General features: G+C 58.5%; 18 protein-coding genes. 11 read left to right on the forward strand and 7 right to left on the reverse strand.

Annotated features, from left to right (window positions below; genetic code table 11):
* Positions 1–26: 26 nt before the first annotated feature.
* The gene (locus IEW73_RS05065; protein ID WP_188672948.1) at positions 27–326 is read right to left on the reverse strand and encodes a DUF4193 domain-containing protein; all 300 of its coding nucleotides are present in this window, start codon (positions 324–326) and stop codon (positions 27–29) included.
* A gap of 444 nt (positions 327–770) precedes the next feature.
* On the opposite strand from IEW73_RS05065, the gene cei reads away from it, so the two are divergent.
* Positions 771–1,418: an envelope integrity protein Cei gene (gene cei, locus IEW73_RS05070; protein WP_188671254.1), complete on the forward strand. Its 648-nt coding sequence runs from the start codon at positions 771–773 to the stop codon at positions 1,416–1,418.
* 35 nt (positions 1,419–1,453) lie between these two features.
* On the opposite strand, the gene IEW73_RS05075 is transcribed toward cei, so the two are convergent.
* Positions 1,454–2,320 carry an inositol monophosphatase family protein gene (locus IEW73_RS05075; RefSeq protein ID WP_229675765.1) on the reverse strand — a complete coding sequence of 289 codons (867 nt, stop codon included), beginning with the start codon at positions 2,318–2,320 and terminating at the stop codon, positions 1,454–1,456.
* 151 nt (positions 2,321–2,471) lie between these two features.
* On the opposite strand from IEW73_RS05075, the gene ppgK reads away from it, so the two are divergent.
* The 3 genes from ppgK (at position 2,472) to IEW73_RS05090 (ending at position 5,432) form a co-directional block, all read left to right on the forward strand.
* Positions 2,472–3,242, forward strand: a complete 771-nt coding sequence (ppgK, locus tag IEW73_RS05080) for a polyphosphate--glucose phosphotransferase (RefSeq protein ID WP_206050411.1) — start codon at positions 2,472–2,474, stop codon at positions 3,240–3,242.
* Positions 3,243–3,402: 160 nt separating this feature from the next.
* Positions 3,403–5,004 carry an RNA polymerase sigma factor gene (locus IEW73_RS05085; protein ID WP_188671256.1) on the forward strand — a complete coding sequence of 534 codons (1,602 nt, stop codon included), beginning with the start codon at positions 3,403–3,405 and terminating at the stop codon, positions 5,002–5,004.
* A 239-nt stretch (positions 5,005–5,243) separates the two neighbouring features.
* Positions 5,244–5,432, forward strand: a complete 189-nt coding sequence (locus tag IEW73_RS05090) for a DUF7455 domain-containing protein (RefSeq protein WP_188671258.1) — start codon at positions 5,244–5,246, stop codon at positions 5,430–5,432.
* 34 nt (positions 5,433–5,466) lie between these two features.
* Here IEW73_RS05090 and IEW73_RS05095 read toward each other — a convergent pair whose 3' ends face one another.
* Positions 5,467–7,191: a DEAD/DEAH box helicase gene (locus tag IEW73_RS05095; protein ID WP_372433606.1), complete on the reverse strand. Its 1,725-nt coding sequence runs from the start codon at positions 7,189–7,191 to the stop codon at positions 5,467–5,469.
* A 273-nt stretch (positions 7,192–7,464) separates the two neighbouring features.
* Between IEW73_RS05095 and IEW73_RS05100 the strand changes: the two genes are divergently transcribed.
* Positions 7,465–8,637 carry a YihY/virulence factor BrkB family protein gene (locus tag IEW73_RS05100; RefSeq protein ID WP_188671262.1) on the forward strand — a complete coding sequence of 391 codons (1,173 nt, stop codon included), beginning with the start codon at positions 7,465–7,467 and terminating at the stop codon, positions 8,635–8,637.
* Here IEW73_RS05100 and IEW73_RS05105 read toward each other — a convergent pair.
* Positions 8,616–8,846 (reverse strand): DUF3039 domain-containing protein, encoded by a 231-nt coding sequence (locus IEW73_RS05105; protein WP_188671264.1) that lies wholly within the window; start codon positions 8,844–8,846, stop codon positions 8,616–8,618. The two genes, IEW73_RS05100 and IEW73_RS05105, sit on opposite strands and share 22 nt — an antisense overlap.
* Before the next feature lie 136 nt (positions 8,847–8,982).
* Between IEW73_RS05105 and IEW73_RS05110 the strand changes: the two genes are divergently transcribed.
* From IEW73_RS05110 to IEW73_RS05125, 4 genes are all read left to right on the forward strand, one after another.
* Positions 8,983–9,381 (forward strand): DUF3099 domain-containing protein, encoded by a 399-nt coding sequence (locus tag IEW73_RS05110; RefSeq protein ID WP_188671265.1) that lies wholly within the window; start codon positions 8,983–8,985, stop codon positions 9,379–9,381.
* 32 nt (positions 9,382–9,413) lie between these two features.
* On the forward strand, positions 9,414–10,931 hold the full coding sequence (locus IEW73_RS05115; protein ID WP_188672956.1) for a N5-glutamine methyltransferase family protein: 1,518 nt from the start codon (positions 9,414–9,416) through the stop codon (positions 10,929–10,931).
* Positions 10,928–11,353: a D-aminoacyl-tRNA deacylase gene (dtd, locus tag IEW73_RS05120; RefSeq protein WP_188671268.1), complete on the forward strand. Its 426-nt coding sequence runs from the start codon at positions 10,928–10,930 to the stop codon at positions 11,351–11,353. Before IEW73_RS05115 ends, dtd begins: the two co-directional genes overlap by 4 nt.
* Before the next feature lie 191 nt (positions 11,354–11,544).
* Positions 11,545–12,525, forward strand: a complete 981-nt coding sequence (locus tag IEW73_RS05125; protein WP_188671270.1) for a sigma-70 family RNA polymerase sigma factor — start codon at positions 11,545–11,547, stop codon at positions 12,523–12,525.
* Positions 12,526–12,773: 248 nt separating this feature from the next.
* Here IEW73_RS05125 and IEW73_RS05130 read toward each other — a convergent pair whose 3' ends face one another.
* Positions 12,774–15,494 carry a bifunctional acetate--CoA ligase family protein/GNAT family N-acetyltransferase gene (locus tag IEW73_RS05130; protein ID WP_373286498.1) on the reverse strand — a complete coding sequence of 907 codons (2,721 nt, stop codon included), beginning with the start codon at positions 15,492–15,494 and terminating at the stop codon, positions 12,774–12,776.
* A complete protein-coding gene (locus IEW73_RS05135; protein ID WP_188671274.1) occupies positions 15,487–16,743 on the reverse strand; it encodes an acetoin utilization protein AcuC in 1,257 nt (418 codons plus the stop codon). The genes IEW73_RS05130 and IEW73_RS05135 overlap by 8 nt, the downstream gene beginning before the upstream one ends.
* Before the next feature lie 145 nt (positions 16,744–16,888).
* On the opposite strand from IEW73_RS05135, the gene IEW73_RS05140 reads away from it, so the two are divergent.
* The gene (locus IEW73_RS05140; RefSeq protein WP_188671276.1) at positions 16,889–17,575 is read left to right on the forward strand and encodes an iron-dependent transcriptional repressor DtxR; all 687 of its coding nucleotides are present in this window, start codon (positions 16,889–16,891) and stop codon (positions 17,573–17,575) included.
* Between the two features lie 3 nt (positions 17,576–17,578).
* Entirely contained in the window at positions 17,579–18,574 is a 996-nt protein-coding gene (galE, locus tag IEW73_RS05145) for a UDP-glucose 4-epimerase GalE (protein WP_188671278.1), read from the forward strand.
* Between the two features lie 3 nt (positions 18,575–18,577).
* On the opposite strand, the gene IEW73_RS05150 is transcribed toward galE, so the two are convergent.
* On the reverse strand, positions 18,578–19,726 hold the full coding sequence (locus IEW73_RS05150) for a DUF4192 domain-containing protein (RefSeq protein ID WP_188671280.1): 1,149 nt from the start codon (positions 19,724–19,726) through the stop codon (positions 18,578–18,580).
* Positions 19,727–19,729 lie beyond the last annotated feature (3 nt).

The raw sequence follows: 19,729 nt of genomic DNA on the forward strand, positions 1-19,729 counted from the left end.
ACCCCCCGTACCCGGGCTTATGCCACCTAGATGCAGTCCTGGCAGATCTGCTCACCGTTCTCAGTACTCGCCAAGCGACTCCGGTGAAACACCAAGAAACACTGAGTACACGTAAACTCATCTGCCTGTTTTGGCACTACTCGGACCGAAAGCTCTTCGCCCGATAGATCGGCGCCCGGCAGTTCGAACGATTCCGCTGTATCAGAATCGTCGATATCCACCACGGCTGACTGGGCCTCACCACGGCGCGACGTGAGCTCATCCAGCGAGCCCTCGGACAGTTCGTCCGCGTCGCTGCGCCTCGGCGCGTCGTAATCTGTCGGCATTCCTTCATCCCCTATCCACTTGCGCTGTTGCCAGACGCTGATGCCCGCACCATGTGTAACGCGGGACAATGACCACGCATTTCCGATGCGGCCGTCCACGTTCACGTTGCTGTTGTGAACGGGCACAGAGTACGTGTGTGGGTGGGTAACGTACCAGTCGGACGTTTTGTGCCCGAAACGGTAAATTCCCATACGTGATGTGCGCCTCATCACTTGTGCTACGTGAGAAGTGTTGGCCGCCAGACAATAGCCGAATAACGCGACCTTTGCCTCACATTTGCGCCACGCAGGTGAAATGAAATGTCGGCGATGCCGCTCATCCACCACTCGGGAGACGACTCACCAGGGGTTTGCCGCACATCGGATGCCAGGTTATGGCTACACTCGCCACGATACCCAGCGGTGCCGGTACCCCCGTCGGCTGCGGAAAGGAAACGAAGCAGCGTGGTCTCGTTGATCACTGAAGGACATGCCACGGATCCGCACGGCAAGCCGTACAAGCGCCGTCGCCCGATCCCCGCGGTTCTACTCATTTCGGCCCTCCTCGTGTTCGCCAGCGTGGTGTGGATCCAAGCTTTCAGCATCGAGAAGGCGCCAGTGAGCGCCATCGAGTGCCCAGATCCGCCACCTGGTGATGTCGCGTTTGGGGAAAGGTTTTCGCGAGTTGAGCTAGCGAAGGTTCCTCCCGCACCCCTACGTCTAACTCAGGTGCGTGTGTTCAACGCCAACGGTGAAGTCGGGCAAGCGTCCGCAGTGGCTGCTCAAATCAGCGAACTCGGCTACGAATCAGCGGCCGATGTGCAGGCAGGAAATGATCCGATCTACACGGATCAGAACCTGCAATGCCACGGACAAATCCGGTTTGGCCCCGAGGGACGCGCGGCAGCGAGCGCGCTGTGGTTGGCCGCCCCATGCGTCGAGTTGATCGAAGATGACCGCCAAGACAATGTTGTCGATCTTGCCCTGGGTACGTACTTCCGCAATATCTCACCCACTCCCGAGGGCGAATCAGCAATCCAATTGCTGCGAAGCACCACCGGAGACGGGCCCAGCAAAGACCTTATTGACGAGGCACGCGCCGCGAGGTGCTGAGGCACCTCAAACCGGAGGCACCTCAAACCGGAGTTTTAAAGCTGACGCAAGGCACCAAGTTTGTCGAGGGCGTCAGCAAACTCTTGCGCCACTCCTGGCGCAGCTGCGTACGTGATATCGCCATCATCGCCCGACGATGTCGGAGACGGAACAGTGACGCTGGCGCCCGCCTCACTTGCAATGAGGGCCGCCGCCGCCCAATCCCAAGGGTGAAGTCCATGCTCGAAATACGCATCAACACGGCCAGCGGCGAGCAGACATAAGTCAAGTGATGCGGCGCCGATCCGGCGAATATCGCGGATACGTGGCAGCAGGCTCGCGACGAGCTGTCCTTGATGCTCGCGCCGGGCGGCCCCGTAACCGAACCCAGTTGCCACGAGAGCGTGCGACATGGCTGTTTCGGCACTGCAACGCAAGGTGGTCACTTCTCCCTCGCTGTCGCGCATATAGGCGCCCGCACCAAGCGCTGCGGAATACAGAACTCCGGTTGGAACGTCAACGACCGCTCCCGCGACGGACACACCGTCACGTTGGGCAGCAATCGACACCGCGTAAGCGCCGATACCGTACATAAAATTGACTGTTCCATCGATCGGGTCAACAACCCACCTGATACCGCTGGTTTCGGAATCGCCGCCGCCTTCTTCGCCGAGAATTCGGTCGCTCGGCCGAAGCTCGGCTAGCCGCTGCCGGATTAGTTCCTCGGATTCGGAATCGACAATGGTGACAGGGTCGGTTGGTGTCGATTTTGATGACACTGCGCCGTCCTGCGCCAAGTTGCCGCTAAAAACTTCTCGTCTGCGGCGCCGAACTAGGTCGGCTGCGTCGAGGGCAATACGTTCAGCGACGGCGCGCAGTGATTCGGCTGTGTCATCGACATGAAGCGATAGATTGTGCGGCACTGATTCATCGCAGCACACTAGGGCCCTCTTCGCCACCGCTGCGCACCGCCTTCACATGGGTAATGGCGTGCCCACCACCGTTGTTCCCCTCATCTGTAATGTGGTTTTGATCAGCGTGGCGGCGATGCCGCCGAGACAAGGGAGTGAGCGAATGGTCTCGTCATCGAACAGTTCGAGACTGGGCTTCGGCGTCGATGTAGGCGGCAGTGGAGTCAAAGGTGCACTTGTTGACCTCGATACGGGCACCCTCGCTTCGGAACGTCACCGGATAAGTACTCCACAGCCCGCCACCCCGGACGCGGTCGCTGCGACGGTCGCTGAAGTGGTCGCGCACTTTGATTGGACCGGACCGATCGGTGTAGCGCTTCCAGCGGTGGTCAAGCGAGGCATCACCTTCAGTGCAGCGAATATTCATGAAACCTGGATTGGCTTGGACGCTCAGGCTGTGCTTTCCGCACACCTTGGAACGTCGAACCTTGTTCTTCTTAATGATGCTGACGCAGCGGGGCTAGCGGAGCTGACTTATGGAGGTGGCGACGCAAGTGATGGTTTGGTGATGCTGCTCACCTTTGGCACCGGGATTGGCTCGGCGATGCTTTACAACGGAGTTTTGGTTCCCAACTCCGAACTTGGCCATCTGGAAGTCCACGGAATAAAGGCTGAACATCGCGCAGCGGCGTCCGTTCGGGAAAAGAACGATTTGAGTTGGTCGGACTGGGCTGACGAAGTAACAACAGTCCTGAACACTTTTGAAGCGCTGTTTTCACCAGATCTGTTTATCGCCGGAGGTGGCGTAAGCAAAAAGGCTGACAAGTGGATTCCGCTGCTGAAGAACAACACTCCGGTGGTCCCCGCGAAGCTTCGCAATACCGCTGGAATTGTCGGAAGTGCCCTCGCTGCGCAGAAAATTTCCCACAAATAACGGTGGTGAAGGGGAATCGGTGACCAGTACAGCTGATGTAATCGTTACAATGGAACACGCCTTGCTATCGCAGGCCGATCTACATGGACTTTTCGCCAGCAGATTCCAAGACTGAATCGACTGGCTCTGTGCCGCACGACGAAGTCACGAAAGGGCGTACGTGGCATCTACTGAAACTCCGAGTTCTACCGGGTCAGAGGCCGATTCGGGGGCGACAGCTGTGTCTGCCCCGAAGCGGACTGCGGCCCGGAAAGCACCGGCAAAGAAGGCACCTGCAAAGGCTGTCAAGCGGGTTGCCGCGACGAAGGTTGCAACCGGAAGCACAGCTGACGAAGCGATACTCGCAGCAAATGCTTCCGCAGACCTTGCGGGCGACAACGGTGATGCTGACACTTCCGGAGGTGCTTCCGAACCACCAACCAAGGCAACACGCCGAGCGCCCCGAAAAACAGTGAAGAAGGCGCCTGCGAAAGCGTTGACCGCTGACGAAGGCGCCGACGAAGGGGCAGCGCCGACGAAAACCGCGGCTGCGCGCAAAGCACCCGCTAAAAAATCTGCTCCACGTAAGGCAACGGCTAAGAAGGCTGCGGCGGCTACTACTGCGGACACCAGCAACTCCGCCGAGGCTTCGGACGACGATGCAGTCGACATTGATCCATCCGAAGACATGCTTGACGCTCCGGACCTTGTTGACGATGGTCCTGAAGTAGCACCCAAAGCAGCAGGCGCGAAGCGCACCCGGGCTTCTTCGAAAGAAGAAAAAGAGTCTGACTCCGACTTCGTGTGGGATGAAGAGGAATCCGAGGCACTTCGCCAAGCACGCAAGGACGCTGAACTCACGGCCTCGGCTGACTCTGTTCGTGCTTACCTCAAGCAAATCGGCAAGGTTGCACTGCTGAATGCCGAGGAAGAAGTCGAACTCGCAAAACGAATCGAAGCAGGGCTCTACGCTGCGGAGAAGATGCGACGGTTCGCGGCCGCTGGTGAGAAAGTCACAGCGCCGATGCGCCAGAACTTCAACTGGGTGGTGCGCGACGGCAACCGCGCCAAGAATCATCTTCTAGAAGCAAACTTGCGGCTTGTGGTGTCCTTGGCCAAGCGTTACACGGGCCGCGGCATGGCATTCTTGGACCTCATCCAGGAAGGCAACCTCGGGCTCATTCGCGCGGTCGAAAAATTTGACTACACCAAGGGTTACAAATTCTCGACGTATGCGACCTGGTGGATCAGGCAGGCGATTACGCGTGCCATGGCAGATCAGGCCCGCACCATCCGTATTCCGGTGCACATGGTGGAAGTGATCAACAAGCTTGGTCGAATCCAGCGTGAGTTGCTGCAGGATCTTGGGCGAGAACCAACGCCTGAAGAACTTGCCAAGGAAATGGATATCTCGCCCGAGAAGGTGCTGGAAATCCAGCAGTACGCGCGCGAGCCAATTTCGTTGGACCAGACCATCGGCGATGAAGGCGATAGCCAACTCGGCGACTTCATCGAAGATAGTGAAGCCGTTGTAGCGGTTGACGCTGTCAGCTTCACGCTTCTGCAGGACCAACTGCAATCAGTGTTGGAGACGCTATCCGAGCGTGAAGCCGGTGTCGTGCGACTTCGGTTTGGTTTGACGGACGGGCAGCCACGTACGCTAGATGAAATTGGTCAAGTGTATGGCGTGACGCGCGAACGTATCCGCCAGATCGAATCGAAGACAATGTCTAAGCTTCGGCACCCCAGCCGCAGCCAGGTGCTTCGCGACTATCTGGATTAGAATTCGCTTCTTGTGAGGGGCTCCTATGCAGCTGCATAGGAGCCCCTCGCTATGTCCCGCTATGTCGTACGTCACACTGAGACCAACAGTTGGAACATTTAGGTCCAGTTATTCGTATATCACTATGTAAGGGATCGACCGTAAAGACAGCACCACTGCCAACCACAAGTTCGGCAGTGTATGTCTAAGCGATCGTGTCCCGCTGTCTAGGAGCCTTAGGGCACCGGAATGGAGGAGAAATGACCGCAACAGCTACCACCGTCCGGCTAACCGCTTCCGACCGTTGCGATCGTTGCGGAGCCCGGGCGCGTGTGCGCGCCACGCTTCCGTCCGGTGGCGAATTGTTGTTCTGCCAGCACCATGCGAACCAGTTCGAAGATGGTCTCGCCAAAGCTGCCGCTAATGTCGACGCAGCTGCAGAGGTGTAACACGCTCGGAATTTAACGGCTCTACTGAAAGCAGCTACCAGTTGCGGAGCATCGCGATGCGATCCCGCAACTGTTCTGCTGTTGCAGCAGCTGTCGCCGGACCGCCGCACTCCCGACGCAATTCTCCGTGGATAGTGCCGTGGCCTTTGCCGGTCCGGTGGTGATGCATTGCCACAAGCTTGTTGAGCTCTCTACGCAAATTCGAAAGCTGCTGGGTCGTCGTTTCCGTCTGCGGGGGTTTCGCTGGCGGTGGAACCAAACTTTGTGCCGTCGGCTGTTCTTTGATTTGGTCGGCCTGGCGTTGCCGCAGAAGTGCACGCATCTGGTCGGCATCAAGAAGACCTGGCAGACCGAGATAGTCAGCCTCAGCGTCACTGCCTGAAAAAGTTGCGGTACCGAACGATGACCCGTCGTAAATAACCTGGTCTAGTTCAGCCTCGGCGCCGAGTGAAGTAAACGCCCGCTCTTTATCGCCGGCTTCGTCTTTTTGCTTGTTGGCATCGGCAAGCAGCTCGTCGTCGAACCCGTCCTTGTCGCGATGCGGTTTACCCAGCACATGGTCGCGTTGCGCCTCAAGTTTCGAGGCAAGATCAAGTAGAACCGGCACCGACGGTAGAAAAACGCTCGCCGTCTCGCCTGGGATCCGCAACCGAACGAATCGACCAATTGCCTGTGCGAAGTACAGAGGCGTCGACGCGCTAGTGGCGTACACACCTACAGCCAACCGAGGTACGTCGACCCCCTCAGAAACCATGCGGACAGCGACCATCCACGTGTCCGTGCTCGCACTAAACTCTGCGATTCGCTGTGAGGAACCAGGATCATCTGACAAGACAAGCACGGGCTTTTCGCCGGTGATTTTCTCGAGTGCAGCAGCGTACGCACGGGCCGCAGTCTGGTCCGAAGCGATGACCAAACCTCCAGCATCCACAATGCCCGCAGCGCGCAATTGCCCGAGCCGCGTGTGCGCAGCTGTCAGCACGGAAGGGATCCATTCACCATTGGGGTCTAACGCTGTCCGCCATGCGCGGGCAGTTTGCTCCGCGTTGAGAGGCTGACCCAGCCGCGCAGTGAACTCCTCCCCTGCGCTGGTCCGCCAACGCGCCTCACCTGAGTAGGCAAGGAACACCACAGGGCGCACAACGCCGTCTGCGAGAGCCTCTGAGTACCCATACGCATGGTCTGACTTCGACCGCTTCAGCCCACCGGGTTCTGGCTCGTATGTCACAAACGGGATCGGGCTATCGTCGCTGCGAAACGGTGTACCAGTTAGCGCGAGTCTGCGAGTGGCGTCAGAGAACGCTTCACGCATCGCGTCTCCCCAACTTTTCGCATCGCCAGCGTGGTGAATCTCGTCCAGGATGACGAGAGTTCTGCGATTCTCAGTCCGAACGCGGTGCTTGTAGGGATGAGCGGCAACTTGCGCGTACGTCACCGCAACACCGTGAAAATCGCTCGAGGTCTGTCCCGTGGTGTTCGAGAACTTCGAGTCAATCGCGATGCCTAGACGTGCCGCCGATTCCGCCCACTGGTGCTTCAGATGCTCAGTCGGAGCGACGATCGTTATCTGGTCAACGGTGCGGTCCTTCAGCAATTCCACCGCTACCCGCAGAGCGAACGTCGTCTTGCCTGCACCTGGGGTCGCCACCGCGAGGAAATCGCGAGGCTTGGTAGCCAAGTATTTCGTTAGCGCACGACGCTGCCAGACACGAAGTTGCCCGGAAGCTCCATTTGGTGTCGATTGCACCTCAGTCTTCACCGCTTGGGCCTGCACACACACTCCTCGTTGCACAACACGTTTACTTCCCGGCGAACGATACTCACCGAAGCACAACAGTACGCACTCCGCGGCAATAAGTCGGACCGCAAAACCCAGCACCGTCGCAGTCCGCAACCATTCCCCCGCCGACGCGACCATTATTTCATCTGCCGACAGGACGACCGTGCCAGGACACGGTACCGTGAGCCTTCAGTCACTTGCTGTCGCGCGAGATATCGCGCCACCCACAGAGGGGCAATACCAAGTCCGGCTATGAACTCACACGTTCCGCTCCACCGCCGCGCCTTTCAACCGGTGCGCACTGCCGCTCAGATTGTCTGGCGAACAGTATCCAAAGCGTGGGAAGATTCGATTCTCTCCCTCGCCGCCACCGCCGCATTCTGGCAGGTACTCTCCCTGCCGCCGCTCCTCTTGGGAATGCTCGGCGCGGTCGGATATGTGGGCGATTGGTTCGGACCTGACACAGTCGACATCATCGAAAGCAGACTGATCAGCTTCAGTGGCCAAGTTTTCACGGAAAACGTCGTCGACCAGATCATTCAACCGATGGTCAGCGACGTGCTGGCACAGGGTCGCCTGCAGTTAGTCTCCGTGGGTTTTCTCATTTCACTGTGGGCAGGCTCGGCCGCCATAGCGGCTTTTGTTGACGGCATCGTTAAAGCGCACGACCAAAGCGACCATCGTCACCCTGTGTGGCAGAGGTTCTTTGCCCTGTTCCTGTACGTCGGTTTCTTGGTGCTTGCCGTCTTCACTTTGCCACTCGTTGCACTGGGGCCCACGCTCATCATGGAACTCATCCCTGACTTCTGGAACGGCGTAGCCAGCGACCTTGTGCGCCTACTGTATTACCCAGCGGTGGGCTTGTTACTCATCTTCGGTCTAACGCTGCTGTACAAGGTCGCGCTGCCCAAAACCTTGCCGTGGCGTCGCCTAATGTACGGCGCAATCGTCGCAGGATTGGTGTTTTACGGCGCAAGCGCTGGCCTACGTATATACCTGTCGACAGTGACACGGACGGGTTACACGTACGGCGCCCTGGCTACACCCATCGCGTTTCTGCTTTTCGCATTCTTCCTCGGGTTCGCCATCGTGATTGGTGCGGAATTCAACGCCACTATCCAGCAACACTGGCCCGCCCGCGCTACTCGGCTAGAACAAATGAAGTCGTGGCTCGGGCAGCAAGTAAAGGACACTGGCGAGCAAGCCGAGGACAAACCCGTTGCCACACAACTGTTCCACCTAGCGACACGAAAGATCCGCGTAGCCACCAACCGCACGAAGGACGGCACAGTTCAACAGGTCGAACTAGACAGCCCAGCGGATCACGATGAACCTGATGGCGACCAGCAGTCTTGCCCAGTCGACGCGCCACACGGCCACAGTGTTGACCGAGGCGATGAACCTCAGGATCGCATGCGTTCGTAAATTCGCTTGCAGTCCGGGCACACTGGCGACCCAGGCTTAGCCGAACGCGTCACAGGAAAAACCTCACCGCACAGCGCAACGACATAACTGCCTGTCACCGCACTTTCGGTGATTTTCTCCTTCTTCACATAGTGGAAAAACTTCGGGGTGTCGTCGTCTGTTGTGTCTGCTGGCCGGGTATCCGGGCGTTCCTTGATCTCAGTACTCACATATCAATAATGCCGCATCATTCCCCGACTCTGAAAGTGAGTCGCGGCCCCGTCACGAAAATATGGATTTAGCTACACTGGAGTAGTTCCTACTGAGGAGTAGCTTGCCAGCCCGCCTACCGGAAGTGTGGTCCACATGTCGAAAAATTCGCATTCGTCGGACGGCGGATTCTTTACCGGAGATGAGGCAGCAGCCCGTGCGTACGGGGTGGCACCAAAAGCTTTCCTCATTACCGGAGCACCTGAATCGTTCGAGCAGCAACAACGTGCCCGCATCCGCAAGTACAGCATTCTCATGTCGATACGCATTCCAGCACTCATCCTCGCGGCCCTTGCATACATGGCAACGGACAACGGATTGATAGCACTAGCCATCATCGCTATTTCGATTCCGCTGCCGTGGATTGCCGTACTCATCGCAAACGACCGACCCCCACGTCAAAAGGGTGAAATGAGCGAATACCTCGCTCGCCGGGAGGCTCGCGCACAGCAAAGGGCGTTGCAGGAAAAAAATCATGAAACCATAGATGGGTGACTCTGCCTGTTCAGCAAAACCGTGCCGTCGACATGACACTCGCACGTTCCGCTCCCCTGCTCCGAACCGCGTTTGAACGCCACGAATACAACTCAGACACCCTAGTTACGGTTCTTGGACCGGCGGGGCTTGCTGCCCTTGACCGTGGTGAGCCTGCTCCAATTCGTCGGGCATGCCGAAATGCTGGCCACCTCGGTACGCTCATTTCACTGTTCATCCTCGGCGACCCAGTTCCTGTCGCCGAAGCTGCTGAAGCGCTCGCACCACTAAGCGTCGACGGCGCGACAGAATCTGGTTACATCCGAGTCGACGGAGACGAAGTCACCGCACTGTGGGATATACGGCCGCTCGACACCGGAAACGGAACGCGCTGGATGATCTCCGACCATGACGGTTCACTCCGCCCCCGAACCGTGCGACCAGACCACGTTCTCGGCGTCGGTGCCGCATCTTTGTCCCTGCTGCGGGCCACACCCACTGAGCCCGTCCAGACAGTTCTCGACATAGGAACCGGGTGCGGAGTCCAAGCGCTACACGCCGCAACCTACGCTCAGGACGTCACAGCAACAGATATCAGCGAGCGATCTCTCATGGTGACCGCAGCGGCATCAGCGTTGAACGACATCCCCATCGATTTGCTCCACGGTTCGTGGTTTGAACCAGTTAGCGGACGGACGTTCGATCAAATCGTTGCTAACCCGCCATTCGTCGTGAGCGGGCCATCAGTCGAACTCACCTACCGCGACTCAGGGCTTGAACTAGACGGCGCCAGCGAAATAATGGTCCGAGAAAGCCTCGAACACCTCAACCCCGGCGGCACCGCAATATTGCTGGCTTCATGGATTCACCAGAGTGGCCACGACTGGAGATCACGCGTCGCGTCCTGGCTGCCCGACCACGGTGTAGACGCATGGTTTGTTCAGCGCGACATCGCCGACCTCGAACTGTACGTATCGACGTGGCTGCGCGACGCCGACGTCGACCTCCGAACCGCGGCAGGCCAGGCACGACAAGAACAATGGCGAGAAGCCTTGCATGATCAAAACGTCGACGCCATCGGTTTTGGTTTCGTCTACTTGCGACACACCAATAGCCCATCCGACATTCTCTGCGAAGACCTCACACAAGCGTTCGAGGACCCACTCGGGGATGAAGCATTGGCCTACTTCCAGCGAGTCGCATGGCTACGTGACCACGACGTACTTAACGCCACCTACCAGCTCAACCCTGCCGTGGTGCTGGAAAAGGTACTCACCCCAGGAAGCGAAGGATGGCAACCGTACGTCACCCGCATCCACCGGGGAGACGGCCCACGCTGGCAGCACGAAATCGACGACCTAGGAGCCATGGTTCTCGCAGGCGTGCGCCCCGACGGACTACCCCTTAACGAACTTCTCGAACTCGCCGCCGCCGCGGTGGGTGAAGACAGCAAAGCCATCGTCGAACACGGAGTGCAGCTAGCCCAAGGGCTCATCCGCCACGGCATCCTCATCCCCAGCGACGTGCTTGGTGATCTCGCTACCGAGACACCAGGAACTAGCCCCGCATGATCGCCGTTGTTTCCAGAGTCCTGTCAGCCCGAGTGCACGTAGGTGGAGTCGTCAAAGGGGAAATCGCCGAACCTGGGCTCCTGGTCCTCCTCGGTGTCGCGCACGACGATACTCATGAAGCAGAATCGGCAATGGCACGCAAAATCGCCGAGCTGCGACTACTCCGCGAAGATTCAAGCGTCACCGACCTCAACGCACCTGTGCTTCTCGTCAGCCAGTTCACCCTGCTTGGCAACACAAAGAAGGGGCGGCGGCCATCATGGTCTGCCGCCGCACAACCAGCCGAAGCTGAAATGCGGTACGAGAACGTCATCACAGCGCTTCGTGAGCGAGGAATTACTGTCGAAACAGGCATCTTCGGTGCGGATATGCAGGTTGAATCCATCAACGATGGCCCCTTCACCGTGCTGGTGCACACCTAAAGCGCTTGAAACCAGACAAAGTTCGCCATCGAGGCGAAAATTTTGTTCCACAATGTTGCTTTCTCAGCAACTTCTCAGCACCGTTCCGCCGTTACCGCAGGTCAAAGTCATTGCAGGCGAGGAACCTCGGGAACTATTTTGCCCCCTCCTAGCGTTAACACTAAGAAGAACGACCAATGAGGAGGCACGCAATGACCAGCCCCGCGACCACTCGCCGCAGGACCGGAGCAGCAGACCGCAAAGCCGAGCTCGACGCACAGAGCCCAGCTGCCGACCTGGTTCGGGTATACCTCAATGGTATCGGAAGAACCGCACTCCTGACGGCCGCTGACGAGGTCGAACTCGCCAAGCGCATCGAAGCTGGTCTCTACGCAACGCACATCCTGGGAACGCGCCCACGACTGACACCTGCGAAGAAACGCGACCTCGCCTTCATCGTCCGCGATGGCCAAAAGGCCCGCAGTCATCTCCTTGAGGCAAACCTCCGACTAGTTGTGTCTCTAGCAAAGCGCTACACCGGGCGCGGAATGCCACTTCTTGACCTCATCCAAGAAGGCAACCTCGGCCTAATCAGAGCTATGGAGAAGTTTGACTACGCCAAGGGATTCAAATTCTCCACCTACGCCACCTGGTGGATCCGGCAAGCAATCACTCGTGGCATGGCAGACCAAAGCCGCACCATCAGGCTGCCAGTTCATCTCGTGGAGCAGGTAAACAAGCTAGCTCGCATCAAGCGTGAACTGCACCAGCAGCTCGGGCGTGAAGCATCGGAAGCTGAACTAGCTGAGGAATCAGGGATCCCCCAACACAAAATCCAGGACCTCCTAGACCACAGCCGCGACCCCGTCAGCCTCGACATGCCCGTCGGAGCCGATGAGGAAGCTCCTCTTGGTGACTTCATCGAAGACGCAGACGCCACCGATGCGGAATCGTCCGTCATCGCCATCCTTCTGCACAGTGACATCCGCACAGTGCTTTCGACGCTCGATGACCGCGAACGCAACGTCATCTTGCTTCGCTACGGACTTGACGATGGGCAGCCTCGAACCCTCGACCAGATTGGTAAGCAGTTCGGACTGTCCCGCGAACGCGTGCGGCAGATCGAACGCGAAGTCATGACCAAACTGCGGCACGGTGATCGCGCCGAAAAATTGCGCGGTTACACCTCGTAGTTGCAGAACACGTCCTGACTTGCCGCACCAACCACGCGCACCGATTGTTCGGTGCGCGTTTTGGTTTCCCCGTTGGGTCCCCGGGGGGCTCGGCGGTTTGCCGGGGGCCTGGGCCCGTTCTGCCGGGGGCTGGCCCCATTCTGAAATCCATCTGCAAAAGTACGTTTTACCCCGAAAAAATGGCGAGTTTCACACCGATTCGCAGTCAGATTTCCGTAGGCGCCAACACGGAAACTGCTGTGCCCCTGTCAGCGCAGTCGGCGAGGCCCCACCGAGTTATCGAACGGCACCATATTTTCCGGTCCGACCCGTATTTGCGCACCCAGAATTGCGGCCCCTTCGGGAGACGCCAAAACGGGGTGTATTGAAAGTTCGCGAATGTTGGGCAGTTCCACGGACATCACGGACAACCGCCGTATGACGTCGATCAGTGCGTCTTTGTCGACCGGCTCAGTTCCCCGGTATCCGTCGAGCAATGGTGCAGCTTTGGGGGAATGGATAAGCGCGTGGGCCGCATCCTCGGTTAACGGTGGAACTTGGTAGGCACGGTCCCCTACCAGTTCCGATATCACCCCGGCGATTCCGAAGGTGAGCAACGTGCCGAAAGATGGATCATCTTGAAGCCCGAGAGTGCATCCGATTCCTTTAGGCGCCATTTTTTGCACGCGAACCCGTGACTCGCCCGCAATGCGCGTTATTTCGCTGTAGGCGACGCGGACAGACTCTTCTCGAGTTAAATCGAGTCGCACACCAAGGAGGTCTGTGCGGTATTGCCATCGTTGCCCCAGCGCTTTCACCACTACTGGGTATTCGAGTTGTCGCGCCGCTTCGGCCGCCTCATCTGCGGTGTCGACGTCTTTATAGTCGACAATGTTGAGGCCATAGCAACTAAACAGTGTTCGGACCTGGTCATCGGAAAGCCACGCACCGCTGTTGTCGCGTGAGAGCGGATCAATCAGTGCCCGCGCCTTGTCGGTGTCGATACCCTCGGGCCTAATCACTTTGGATTGTGGTGCGTTGCGCCACCGGGCATATCGCCATGCGCGCGACAGCGCGGCGACGGCGCGTTCGGGCCCTGGGTAGGACGGTATGGATCCACGCACTGGGGCGCCAGTTTCGTCGCGGATCGCTAATTCGTCGGGGATTCCCTCAGTGCCGAGGAATGTAGTGATGATTGGTTTCGAGGCACCCCGCGATGCTTCCCGCAGCGCCTCTGCGTACGGTGCCGTGGGTAGCGCAACGGGCGGGACGAATACGACAATGACTGCATCGACGTCCTCGGACGCCAATGCAGATGCGATTGCGCTGGCCACTTCTGCGGGCTCAGCGTGGGGTCCGACATCGATAGGTTCAGTTGCGTGTAGTCCTTCGCCACGCGCAGCGTCAATCGTCAGTACTCCGAGTGCGGTGGAGTTCCCCACTACGGCAACTCGGGGGCCCGTCGGCAACGGTTGGTAGCCAAAGAGTAGTGCGCAGTCGAATAGGTCAGAGATGCTGTTAACTTGCACTACACCGGTTTGTTCAAAGAGTGCTGCCACGCTCGCTTCATCGAGTGAAACACCCGTCGCTTCCAGTGCGAACGGAGCGGCGTGACGCCCACTCTTCACCGCGACTATTGGTTTGGTCCGCGCTACTCGACGGGCAATCCGCGAGAACTTGCGAGGGTTACCGAAACTTTCTAGGTAGAGCAGTACAACATCGGTGTCGGGATCTGTGTCCCAGTATTGGAGTAGGTCGTTGCCTGATACGTCGGCACGGTTTCCTGCGGAGACAAAGGTTGAGAGTCCTAGTTGGCGTCGTCGAGCAGTGTCGAGGATCGCGATGCCCAGCGCACCTGATTGGCAGAAGAATCCGATGCGCCCGCGGGGCGGTAGCACCGGCACCAACGAAGCATTCAATCTGACGTCGGGGTTGGTGTTGACGACTCCCAGCGCGTTCGGCCCGACGAGTCGCATGCCGTGGGCCCTGGCAGATTGGACGAGGCGCCGTTCTGCGGAGATGCCGTCGCGGCCCACTTCGCTGAACCCTGCGGATACGACGACGAGAGCTTTCACCCTTTTGGCGAGGCAGTCGTCGAGAACTTCATCGATGACCCCGGCGGGGACTGCAGCGACCGCGAGGTCGACTTCGTCTGGGATGTCGCGGACCGTGGGGTACGCGCGCACACCGTGCACGGACGTGCGTTCGGGGTTGACGGGATAAACAGGCCCGCTAAATCCTGCGGTGAGGAGGTTGTGGAGGATGACGCCGCCGACTTTTTTCATGTCGGACGAAGCACCGATCACGGCTATCGATTTTGGGGTGAGCACATTGCCCACGCTTCGCGCTTCAGACATGCGCTCACGTGAGTCACGCACCGTGAGGTGAGCTTCAGTGGGGTCGATGTTGAATTCGAGGTGTGCAACGCTGCCGTCGTAGCTGCGCGACACCTCATACCCCGCATCTCGGAATACGGAGATCATCCCGCGGTTCTCCGATAGCACTTCGGCTTCGAATCGGGTGAATCCGTTTTGGGCGGCGGCTGCTGCGAGGTATTCCAGCAGGATGGAACCGAAGCCTCGTCCTTGGTGCTCGTCCGCGATGACAAATGCAACCTCGGCCGATGTTCCGTCGCCACCGTATTTGATGCGTTCGTACAATCCGACGCCGACGATGTCGTTGCCGAGCAGAAGTACGAAGGACTCCCGGTATTTGTGGTCGACGTTGGTGAAATGTTTGACGTCGCGTTCCGGCATCCTCGGGTATGGCCCGAAGTACCGCAAGTAGCGTGTGCGTTCCGATAGGGATGAGTGAAAACGCACTAGTCGTTCGGCGTCGTCCGGTGCGATGGGGCGCAGATGCACTACTCCGCCATCGGAGGCGAGCACATCGGCCTCCCATTTTGCGGGGTAACGATGCACAGGTTCGGTGGGTACGGTGTCGCCTGAATTTGCGGTGTCGTCTGGATCGCTGCGGGGGGTATCAGTCACGGGGATCATCCGGGTCTAGGCCGAGAAGGGGAAATACTGAGCGACGGGTTTCTAAGATGGCACTGTCAACGCGGGCGAGGTCACGTTCGAGGCTCGGAGGGCCGGTGACGGTACCCACCACCGAACCCGACCACGGGGTGTATTCACCAGTTCCGCCATCGCCCATCAGTTCTGGTGGGTGCTCTTCACCTGTGCGGCGTTGGGCGAGTTCTCGCCATTCGGTGGGCATGGGTGTGGAGAAGTCGATGTTGGTGCCCACCACAGCTGCGATGAGGTGAGTCCACGCGCGAGGTACGACGCGGGTTATGGAATATCCGCCTCCGCCGGTGACTAGCCATCGTCCTTCACACACTTCATCGGCTAGGTCGCGCATTGCGAGGAACGCTGCGTTTTGCCCTTCGACGGTCAGTTTGAGGTCGGCTAGCGGGTCGTCGGCGTGGGTGTCGACTCCGCATTGGCTGACGATTACGTCGGGCTTGAACGCATGGATCGCCCCTGGGACTACGGCGTGAAAGGCGCGTAACCATTGAGCGTCGGTGGTTCCTGGAAGTAGCGGAAGGTTTACTGCCGTTCCTTCTGCTTTGCCACGGCCGAGTTCGGCTGCCCATCCGGTCCCGGGCCATATGGTGGCGGGGTGCTGGTGCAGCGATACCGTCATGACGCGGGGGTCGTCAAAGAAAATTTCCTGGACTCCGTCACCGTGGTGAACGTCAACGTCGATGTAGGCGATGCGTTTGTACCCGTTGTTGAGTAACCAGTCGATGGCGATGGCGCAGTCGTTGTAGATGCAGAATCCGGCTGCACTGTTTGGCATTGCGTGGTGCATCCCACCTGCGAGGGAGAGCGCTCGGGTGGCCTGCCCGCTTTGTATTAGCTTCGCCGCCGTAAGCGTGCCGCCGGTGATGGTGGCTCCTGCATGGTGCATGTCGGCGAAGATGGGGGTGTCTTCAGTGCCGAGTCCGTGTGCGCGTGCAATCAGTTGACCAGCGGGCGTTGCGGCATCGGTTGGGTTCGAGACACGTTTGACGGCACTCACATATTCGGGTGTGTGAACTCGTGTGATGTCGTGGTCTGCGCAGATTTCTGGTGTGATCCACGCAGATTCGGATAGGACTCCGAGGGTCTGAGCGAGCGCCATAGTTAGTTCTAGGCGAACCGGGTTCATAGGGTGTGACTCGCTGAGCCGGTACCTGAGGAAGTCAGGTGTCCAGATGACGGCGGAGTCGGAAGATTGGCTCGATTGACCCATGGTTACCTACGCTAGTACCCACAGTGACAACATGCGGGATTTCGCTGTGCGCGATAGTTGTTGATGTTGACGCTCCGATGATTGAGTGGACTCCCCACGAACTGCGCTGTAAAGGTAAACTCGCGGTCGACAGAGGGGTGTGAGTGTGAGAGAACTTGTTGACACAACGGAGATGTATCTTCGCACTGTCTACGAACTTGAAGAAGAAGGCGTGGTGCCGTTGCGTGCCCGCATCGCCGAACGGTTAGAGCAAAGCGGACCTACCGTGAGCCAAACAGTGGCTCGAATGGAACGTGACGGGTTGATTTCCGTCGCTGGTGATCGTCATCTTGAACTCACCCCAGAAGGTCGCGAACTTGCGATTGCGGTCATGCGTAAGCATCGATTGGCGGAACGCTTGCTTGTTGATGTGATCGGGCTTGATTGGGAGAATGTGCACGTCGAGGCGTGTCGCTGGGAGCACGTCATGAGCGAGGACGTGGAGCGTCGGCTTGTAACTGTGCTGAATAACCCCACGACTTCGCCGTACGGTAACCCAATTCCTGGGCTCGACAAGTTGGGGATGACAATCGATCTCCCGCCTGAGCCAAGCCTGGTACGCCTGTCGGACATCCCTAAGGGTACGCCGGCGAATGTTGTCGTTCGTCGACTTGCGGAACACGTTCAGGTTGATGTGGAGCTGATTTCGCGTCTGCGTGACGCAGGTGTTGTGCCGAATGCGCGGATCACTGCGGAAATTCGTGGTGGCAGCGTCATGATCACCACACCGGGTCATGACGGTCTAGACATTCCGGAAGAGATGGCTCACGCAATTCAGGTGGAGAAACTCTGAGTTATGCGTCTCTTAGTCACCGGGGGTGCCGGCTACGTCGGTAGTGTCTGTTCTGCTGTGCTTCTGGAGCAAGGCCACGATTTAGTGGTTGTCGATGACCTTTCTACTGGGAACAGGGACGCAGTTCCAGAATCTGCCACTTTCGTTGAAGGCGATTTGGCGGACTGTGCCGTCGACGTTTTGTCTGCTGGGGTTGGTGGGCAAGCGTTCGACGGCGTGGTGCATTGTGCGGCACGGTCGCTTGTTGGTGAATCGGTTGTCGATCCCGCCGAATATTGGCACGGGAATGTGGTGACATCGTTGCGCCTTCTGGATGCGATGCGCGCCACTGGCACGCGGCGGTTAGTTTTTTCGTCGACAGCTGCTACTTATGGTGAGCCTGACGTTGTCCCCATTGTTGAGGATGCACCAACACGTCCGACGAACCCGTACGGTGCCACGAAGCTAGCAATTGATCACGCGATCACGTCCTACGCCAACGCCTACGGTATTGGCGCAACGAGCCTGCGATACTTCAACGTCGCCGGGGCGTATGGAGGTGTCGGTGAGAATCGGATCGTCGAAACACATTTAATTCCATTGGTTTTGCAGGTTGCGATGGGTTATCGAGAGCACATTTCGGTGTTTGGGACTGATTGGCAGACCCGCGACGGTACTGCTGTGAGGGACTACATCCACGTGCGGGACCTTGCTGAGGCCCATGTATTGGCTTTGGAATCCTCGGTGGAGGGAAAGCATCGAATATTTAATCTTGGCAGCGGTGAGGGATTCACTGTTCGTGAGGTAATCGATGCGTGCCGCCGGGTTACTGGGCGGGATATTCCGGTTGTTGATGCGCCGCGGCGGGCGGGCGATCCTGCGGTGTTGATCGCGTCGAGTGATCGTGCGATCAGTGAGCTTGGGTGGAAGCCGAAGCTCACTGAACTAGACACTATTGTCGCGGACGCGTGGGAGTTCACGCGTCAGCTTGGGGATCGGTCACACGCAGCCCGGACGTAGGGTTTACGGGCCTTCCAACGCTGCATGGTGCATTTCGGTCGCGGGTGGCAACGTCACGCCTAGGTTTTCGGCAAGTTCCCATCCTATTGCTGCGATGCCAGCTACTTGGTGTGGCGGCATACCTGCGCGGAGCGCCTGATCGAGCATCGTGGACATACGGTGATCAGGGTCTATTTCCAGGGCGATATCGAGCGCTACACCTGCGCGTGGTCCGTCGCCTCGAATGTAGGCAGAGAACGCCGCAAGAGTCGCGGCTTCCACACGCGGTGCGCCGTCAACTAGCTGGGTGAGCGTTGTCCACACAGCGTCGGCCGCGGACGCGTGCTCGGTGAGTGACAGCGCAAACAGGCAGTCGCGCACGGATTTGTGTTCAATCGCCTGGGCTACCGTGATGACCTCCGCGTCATCGAGTTCGCGTGACTGTGTTGGCTCACCATTCGCGTGGTCCTGCGATGCACCGATATGCCCGACGGCTGTTAGAACCGAGATTAGGCGCGACGAATCACTGCTTGCGCTGCTGCCCTGGCGCATAGCGTCGGCGATTCGCCTCTTACGTTTCGAGTCGCGGCTCTCGAAGGACTGTTCGATATCGGACCTTTTATCGTAGATGGTTCTACCGGCAACGACGGTAAGTGCTGCGGCCTCAGAGCTTCCAGGGTCCGAGATTGTTCCGCTGTCGTGGACTGGGAAGATGCGTTCCCACGATTCGCCGTCAGCAATGGTCGTGCAGTGAAAAGCGCCCGTGATGGTAATTCCTCGCGCCTTGGTGGTTTCGCCAATTGCGACCAGGAGCGCTTCCCGATCACGCGGATCATTCCTGGAGTCGATGGCGATGAGGACGAGTTCATCAACTTCATTGTTGACGCAGAAGCGTGCGAAGCTACGTCCGAGTTCACGAGTTGCTTGCCGGTGATGTGAATACGTGCTTGGTTGCTGCTGATTCTGGTCGGTGTACGGGATGTCACCTCGGATGAATCCCCGCATTTCGGTGCCATACGCTCCCCCGAGGCACACTCCGACGACAGAGTCTTCCGGGTAGAACCCGATCATGGCGGGCAATGCGGCGATGAGGTCACCTGGTTCAGTGAGTCGCAGGGTGGAGCGGTGCGGGACAGGTGGGTACGGGACTGCCGAGGATGCTGGGAACGTCATGAG

Origin of the sequence: Hoyosella rhizosphaerae, from assembly GCF_014643175.1 — a bacterium.
GTDB classification, from domain to species: Bacteria; Actinomycetota; Actinomycetes; order Mycobacteriales; family Mycobacteriaceae; genus Lolliginicoccus; species Lolliginicoccus rhizosphaerae.

Coding starts and splice junctions, on each gene's coding strand:
- dtd (WP_188671268.1), top strand. CDS start 10,928: ATGATCGCCGTTGTTTCCAGAGTCCTGTCAGCCCGAGTGCACGTAGGT.
- ppgK (WP_206050411.1), top strand. CDS start 2,472: ATGGTCTCGTCATCGAACAGTTCGAGACTGGGCTTCGGCGTCGATGTA.
- IEW73_RS05110 (WP_188671265.1), top strand. CDS start 8,983: ATGTCGAAAAATTCGCATTCGTCGGACGGCGGATTCTTTACCGGAGAT.
- IEW73_RS05150 (WP_188671280.1), bottom strand. CDS start 19,726: ATGACGTTCCCAGCATCCTCGGCAGTCCCGTACCCACCTGTCCCGCAC.
- IEW73_RS05135 (WP_188671274.1), bottom strand. CDS start 16,743: ATGGGTCAATCGAGCCAATCTTCCGACTCCGCCGTCATCTGGACACCT.
- IEW73_RS05115 (WP_188672956.1), top strand. CDS start 9,414: ATGACACTCGCACGTTCCGCTCCCCTGCTCCGAACCGCGTTTGAACGC.
- IEW73_RS05125 (WP_188671270.1), top strand. CDS start 11,545: ATGACCAGCCCCGCGACCACTCGCCGCAGGACCGGAGCAGCAGACCGC.
- IEW73_RS05100 (WP_188671262.1), top strand. CDS start 7,465: ATGAACTCACACGTTCCGCTCCACCGCCGCGCCTTTCAACCGGTGCGC.
- galE (WP_188671278.1), top strand. CDS start 17,579: ATGCGTCTCTTAGTCACCGGGGGTGCCGGCTACGTCGGTAGTGTCTGT.
- IEW73_RS05065 (WP_188672948.1), bottom strand. CDS start 326: ATGCCGACAGATTACGACGCGCCGAGGCGCAGCGACGCGGACGAACTG.
- IEW73_RS05090 (WP_188671258.1), top strand. CDS start 5,244: ATGACCGCAACAGCTACCACCGTCCGGCTAACCGCTTCCGACCGTTGC.